The organism is Streptomyces sp. NPDC107454, from assembly GCF_055582885.1.
Genome location: NZ_JBVJPA010000053.1, coordinates 1 through 5,624 on the forward strand (window position 1 = coordinate 1; position 5,624 = coordinate 5,624).

Genomic DNA, 5,624 nt, shown 5'->3' on the forward strand with positions numbered 1-5,624 from the left:
GCGGGGCGAAGTCCCTGGCCCGGAAGGTGGCGCGCAAGGCGGCGTTCGGCCTGGCGGCGTCGGCGGCTGTGCTGGGCGCGTTGGCGGCGAGCCACGGACACGGCCAGGAGCCGGCCGCGGCTCCGGTGGCGGCGGTCAGCTCGGTTTCCGCGCAGGACACCAAGGCCTCTGTTGCCGCGGATCACGCCGAGGGCGCGCATCTGACGACGACGTTCCACCACCCGTTCTACGACGGGACCCAGTCGGCGTTCGTGGAGGCCAAGGACCTCCACACCGGAGACGTCCTCCAGACCCCGACCGGCACCGCCGAAGTTACCGGCGTCCGCCTCTACCACGCGAACACCACCACCTACGACCTCACCATCGGCACCCTCCACACCTACTACGTGGAAGTTGGCACCACACCCGTCCTCGTCCACAACTGTGGCGAGAGTGAGGTCGCAGACAATGCGCGCTTCGAAGTTGATTCCGACGGCGTGGCCACCGACCGGCAGGGGCCCGAGATGCCTGAGGAGCGATACAACCGCCAAGCACACTACGGCGGTTCGCAGACCAATGGGCCGGCGGGGCAGGCGGCTCGTGCGGCGGGAGAGGGGCAGCGCTGCATCAGCTGTGGCGAGGTGCAGATCACGGGTACGCGTACACAGCCGGTACCTGAGCACGATCCGGAACTTGCCGTCCACTACTATTTCAAGGGTGGATGGGAAATGACGGATGAAGAGCGTCGTGCATATGCCCAGCAAGGCATCAATGGAACGCAATGCCTAACATGTCAGCGTAAGCAAGGCGCAGTACTGTCAAGGTATACGCGTTACTTGGCCAGGGCGTTCGGAATGAGACGGTCAGGGTGAGGGTGGCGATTCTAGGTGGCGGAAATGCAGGAACGTGAAATCGATGCGCATCTTCGCGGCACGTGGCCCGACCGACAACATGTAGACTTTCAATGGACCGCAGGACCCGTCCAGGAAAGCCTCCCCGGGTTTCATGTTCGTCGTATCGCCCCGCTTCGGCCTGGCGAGAGCTGGGTATACGTGTCAATCGGTGCATATAAGGCGGCGAGTTCTCCGCGACGTGAATTTGTGATTCTCTCCCCGGTAGAGTCGGTGCGCCACGTGGAGAGTCTGGCGATGGTCGCGCACTTCCACTCACTTCCGGGCCATCGGGTGGAAATCGGTTCCGTCATGAACCTTGGCCACCCGTGGCTCGAAGCTTCTGAGGTCGATCGCTTCTTGGCGGCGTACCCCTATTCGCTAACGCACGAATTCTGGCGAACAGGAAAATCTGATGAAGCTGTGGAATTCACATGGTTGGTTCCCGTCTACGCTGAAGAGTCCGAATACGCCAAGCGTCGTGGTCTCGAGGCGCTGGAGGAGAGACTGGAGAAGCGAGGTGTCAACCTGGTGGATCCGCGCAGAGCCTCGGTTGTCGGCCGCTGGTAGTCCGGGAAAAACGCGTGGCTGGGCTGGCGTGGGCGGAGATCGGTAGAGGCGACTCGAGTCGGTTCGCAATCTCAAGATCGTGGATTCGCAGGTGTACTTGTTGCTTATGGGGCAGTTGAGAGCCGGAGTCAAGGACCTCCCTCCGGTCACCATGCTCCTTTAGTTGTACTGCCGCTCCGCAACAGGTGATTGGTGCTCCGGTATCTATTGGGGAGTGACATGCTTCGCACGTCACGTGGACTGGTAGCTTGAAAAGAGTGGCATTTCTTCACCAGGTCCCATGTTCTTTGAGCGCCAAGAAGAGGCTCTCACCGCTCTTGAGCTTTCGCTGTCAGATAGTCGTGACGCCGCTTGGTTGGCTGCGGTGGAGAAGTCCAGCCAGCTGGGAGAGCAGTATCTGCTGCACCTGACCCGTGCGGTACGTGCAGCGGGATGATGAAGTAATCAATAGGCATGACTTGACGGCAGCGGACGCCGGAGCTCCCACCCGCGGTTTGAGGTGGGGTGCCCCGGTTTCCTTGTGTGGTGTTGTCAGTTGGGTTCTTGTGTCGGCAACGGGGGGTGAAATGATGCTTGACGTCGATCTGGAACAGGTACTTCAGGAGGCAGCAATCCCTCCGGGGACTCTCTCTTTTCGTCCGCCGCGCCGGGACGCGGTGACAGGTCAACCGTGCCGGAGGCGCGCGATCACGAAGTTCACATCACGTCGTCCTCGTCGTCCACGGCATCGGGGTCTTCGTCGGCAGGCATGGGCAGGCGCGCACCCCGGCTCACCGCGATGCGGTGCACATTCGCCAGCGCTTCCGTCAACTGGGCCGTCAGCAGGTGGAGTTCGCCGGGTGTCCACGCGCGCTCGGCAAGTACCCGCTGCGCATCCTCGACGAGCTCACCGGCCAGGCCGAGTTGGGCCGACTCCATGTTGTCAGCGAGGCGCGACATGAACCCGCTGCCGTCGCTGGAGAGATAGCACGGTTTCCCTTCCGGCCCCGTCCACGGCAGGAGGCGCACCTGGTCAGCGAGGCTCCTCACGCCGTGACCTCCACTCCGTGGATCAGCCGTGGACCGATGTCGATGCCGTGTACCGCTAGCCACAGTGCGCGCCGCCGAGCCCGCTGCCGACGGGCCTCCCGCCGCTCATGCACGACCAGGTATGGCCGGACAATCCCGATCTCCTCACCCCGCAACGGTGGCATGGGCACACGCATCAGGCGGTCGGTCGGTACGCCGCTGTCGGCTGCGGAGGACCGGCGGTTCACTCTGCGATGTCGACCCTCAGCGGGCCACAGGATCCGCAGCAGCGGCTCGAAGATGTGGGCGATACAGTGCGGCATGTCGACGCTCCAATCGGCGTTGGCCACGCCCCCGGACCGTTCGCCCGGTCGCGGGGGTACTGACTGGATGCCAGCCTGCCGACACGCAGCGCAGGGCAGTTGCACCGAACCGTGCAACTCCCCGCATCGGAAATGTGCTAGATCCCGACCCACTCCGCGTACTGCGCCAGTGAGCTGTTTCGGGCCCGCTCGCGCCGCTTGAGCGTCAGCACGGTCTCGCGGACCGTGGGGTGGTAGCGCGTCTGCTGGGGCGCGATCCGCCGGGCCCGTTGCAGACAGTCCAGCGCCTGCTCCGCCTGGCCGGCCCAGACGTGCGCACGGCCGAGGTCCATCCAGTGGTGTCCGGCCCTCGAACGGGTCCAGCCGCGGGGAATCCGCACATCCTCGGCGAGTTCGACCGCGCGGCCGAAGTCGTCCATCTCTGAGGCGATGGCCACCGCATGGACCCCGACGTTCGTCGGCCCCCAGGTCACTCCGAAGTCAGGCAGCTCACCGGTAGTCCGGGCGATCGCACGGGCCTCGGCCAGCCGAGCGTCCGCGTGCTCCCGGTCCTTCATCCGCCCCGCGATCACTGCAGCCCGCAGATGCATCACGCCCCGCATCGCCTCGATGCCCATTGGCCGACGGGCTTCTTGGCCATCGAGGTCGCGCAGCGCCCGGTCGATCACCCGGACCCCGACGTCGTACCGGCCCGATGACATCGTGGTCTGCGCGCGCAGATAGGCATGCATGGCAGCCAGTCCCGGTTCATCAGCATGCGGCGCGGTCCACGCCAACCGGTCCAGCGCGACGGTGGCGAGGTCGATGTACCCGAAGTTCCACGCCACTGTGAACACGCAACGGAATGTCCCCGCCAGGCACTCGTACGCCAGTCGTTGCTCTGCGCCCGTGCTGGTGTGAGCGGCCTGCACCGATTCGTCGATCAAGGCGGGCAAGTCCCGCACCATGTCGGTGTACTGGGCCTGGCGGCGCTGGACGAGGGCCCGTTGGACATCGGCCCGGATGAGTGGAACGGGGCGAGGCGCTGCCTCCCAGTCGAGTGCCACGTCCCAGTTCTCCAAGCCCTCACGGATCGGCTGTATCAACGTGTCCATGCGGTCACGCCGCAGCTCTTCGGCATAAGGCTGCCCCAGCAGATCGGACGTGGAGACACCCAGCGCACGGGCGCACGCAGCGATCAAACCGGGAGAGGCGGGTTTCTGCCCACACTCGACCTTCGACAGCAGCGACTTGGAGACGCTGGCACGCATCGCCAGCCCCTGCTGCGTCAGCCCCCGTTGCTTACGGATACAGGCGACCCGGGCGCCGGTGTGCTCCTCGATGCTTTGCGGCACGATGAACTCCGTTCTGCGGCAACACTCAGACGGTACCCCCGAAGGACAGCCCCGGATCCGAGGTTCCCCCGCTGTGCGGGAGGTGCTGATCAACCAGTCAAGAGGGGAACGGAGTTTCAAGTTCGCTCGTTCAGTCGGTGCCTGCGCCGCGAGCGGTCCTCCTTGAGTTCAGCGCCTGCGCCGCTGAACTCATTCAGCTGGGATTTAGGGGCGTGATCCCGGTGCCCGCGTAGAGCTGGGGTGCCAGCGACAGGACGGTGACGGTTTCGCCTTCCTTGGCGGCCTGCCAGGCGATGGCCGCCGCGTGCGCGATCGGCCACTCCGCGTGCGGCCAGGCCATGGCGTCCAGCGCGTGTGCCGAGGTGAACGGGATGCTCTCGGCGAAGCGCAGCGACGCCGCGTGGGTTCCGGCGCCGGCGACCTGGCGCTCGGTGGCGAGGACGGACAGAGAGGGGATCAGGATGCGTCCGGTGCCACGGGACGCCTCGATGTAGAGGCCGGTGAAGAAATGGTCCGCTCGGTACAGGGCGGTCAGGGCGGTGTGGTCGAGTACGGCTGTCAGGCTCACGCGGCGGCGCCGCCTTGGTGGGCGCGGATCTTGTCCCAGGCGGACCGGCCTGCCTGCTGGACCTGCTCGGTGTAGTCGATGCCGAGTTCGCGAGCGGCATCGATGGTTCGCTGCTCCCGTTCGGCCTCGGTGAGCTGGTCGGCGGCGAGCTCCTCCAGCAGTTCCGTGATGCTCGTCCCACGCTCCTGCGCGAGGATACGCAGCCGGTCGCGTACAGCTTCGGTGGTCTTGATACTGGTCGGCTTGCTCATGTCGAGGATTCTACCTCCGGTAGAATCGATTGTCCGGGAAATGAGTCGGCTTCGCCGAAGAGCTCGCCCTGCCTCACGGCGTAGACAGGCGGGCCGTCTGGCGTCGGTGACCGACGCGATGGGCAACACCACGTCGTACACGTACCTGGACGACGGTCTGACCGTCTCGGTGAAGCGGACCAGCGCCGACGGCAACAGCACGTACGTCCTGGAGTCGGACACCTACGACGCGGCCGGGAAAGCTGGTGGAAGCTCAACCAGACCTCCGGCACGAACATCACCGACTCCTCCGGCACCGGCAACACCGCCACCGCCGGTTCGGGCATCACCTGGTCGGACACCGCGGCGAAGTTCGCGGGCACCACCACCGGCACCGGCAACGTCGTCGACACCACCGGCCCGGTCCTGGACACCACCGCCTCCTACACGGTGTCCGCCTGGGTCAACCTCAGTGACACCTCCACCTACCGCACCTTCGTCGCCCAGGGCGGCACCAACCGGGCCTCCTTCTATCTGCAGTACTCGAAGGCCGACAACGCGTACCGCTTCCACGCGGCCAACGCCGACGTGGCCCCGCAGAACGGGGGCGGGGACTGCAGCGTGGGCGCGTTCGGCGAGTCCGCCCTTGAGGGTGCGGCCGCGGGTGCGCTGGGCGGTGCGCTGGGAAGCCTGGGCGGCAAGCTCCTGGCGAAGGTGGCGCC

8 protein-coding genes are annotated in these 5,624 nt (G+C 65.8%); 4 read left to right on the forward strand and 4 right to left on the reverse strand.

The genetic code is table 11. The annotated features are described in order from the left end of the window. The 3 genes from ACZ69M_RS51000 to ACZ69M_RS51010 form a co-directional block, all read left to right on the forward strand. On the forward strand, positions 1-851 hold an 851-nt coding region (locus tag ACZ69M_RS51000; protein WP_470060530.1), incomplete at its 5' end, for a polymorphic toxin-type HINT domain-containing protein. Positions 852-875: 24 nt separating this feature from the next. Beyond that, positions 876-1,439 (forward strand): suppressor of fused domain protein, encoded by a 564-nt coding sequence (locus ACZ69M_RS51005; RefSeq protein ID WP_470060537.1) that lies wholly within the window; start codon positions 876-878, stop codon positions 1,437-1,439. A 280-nt stretch (positions 1,440-1,719) separates the two neighbouring features. Further along, the gene (locus tag ACZ69M_RS51010) at positions 1,720-1,875 is read left to right on the forward strand and encodes a hypothetical protein (protein WP_470060531.1); all 156 of its coding nucleotides are present in this window, start codon (positions 1,720-1,722) and stop codon (positions 1,873-1,875) included. A 260-nt stretch (positions 1,876-2,135) separates the two neighbouring features. On the opposite strand, the gene ACZ69M_RS51015 is transcribed toward ACZ69M_RS51010, so the two are convergent. From ACZ69M_RS51015 to ACZ69M_RS51030, 4 genes are all read right to left on the reverse strand, one after another. Next, a complete protein-coding gene (locus ACZ69M_RS51015) occupies positions 2,136-2,447 on the reverse strand; it encodes a hypothetical protein (RefSeq protein WP_470060532.1) in 312 nt (103 codons plus the stop codon). A 460-nt stretch (positions 2,448-2,907) separates the two neighbouring features. Further along, complete coding sequence (locus tag ACZ69M_RS51020; protein WP_470060533.1) at positions 2,908-4,104, reverse strand: helix-turn-helix domain-containing protein; 1,197 nt, start codon at positions 4,102-4,104, stop codon at positions 2,908-2,910. A 193-nt stretch (positions 4,105-4,297) separates the two neighbouring features. After that, complete coding sequence (locus ACZ69M_RS51025; RefSeq protein WP_470060534.1) at positions 4,298-4,672, reverse strand: PIN domain-containing protein; 375 nt, start codon at positions 4,670-4,672, stop codon at positions 4,298-4,300. Beyond that, on the reverse strand, positions 4,669-4,923 hold the full coding sequence (locus ACZ69M_RS51030; RefSeq protein ID WP_470060535.1) for a hypothetical protein: 255 nt from the start codon (positions 4,921-4,923) through the stop codon (positions 4,669-4,671). Before ACZ69M_RS51030 ends, ACZ69M_RS51025 begins: the two co-directional genes overlap by 4 nt. 429 nt (positions 4,924-5,352) lie before the next feature. Here ACZ69M_RS51030 and ACZ69M_RS51035 point away from each other — a divergent pair. Beyond that, on the forward strand, positions 5,353-5,624 hold a 272-nt coding region (locus ACZ69M_RS51035; RefSeq protein ID WP_470060536.1), incomplete at its 3' end, for a hypothetical protein.

Excerpts from the sequence above, each read along its gene's own strand:
- ACZ69M_RS51010 (WP_470060531.1), top strand. The coding sequence starts at position 1,720 with ATGTTCTTTGAGCGCCAAGAAGAGGCTCTCACCGCTCTTGAGCTTTCG.
- ACZ69M_RS51005 (WP_470060537.1), top strand. The coding sequence starts at position 876 with ATGCAGGAACGTGAAATCGATGCGCATCTTCGCGGCACGTGGCCCGAC.
- ACZ69M_RS51030 (WP_470060535.1), bottom strand. The coding sequence starts at position 4,923 with ATGAGCAAGCCGACCAGTATCAAGACCACCGAAGCTGTACGCGACCGG.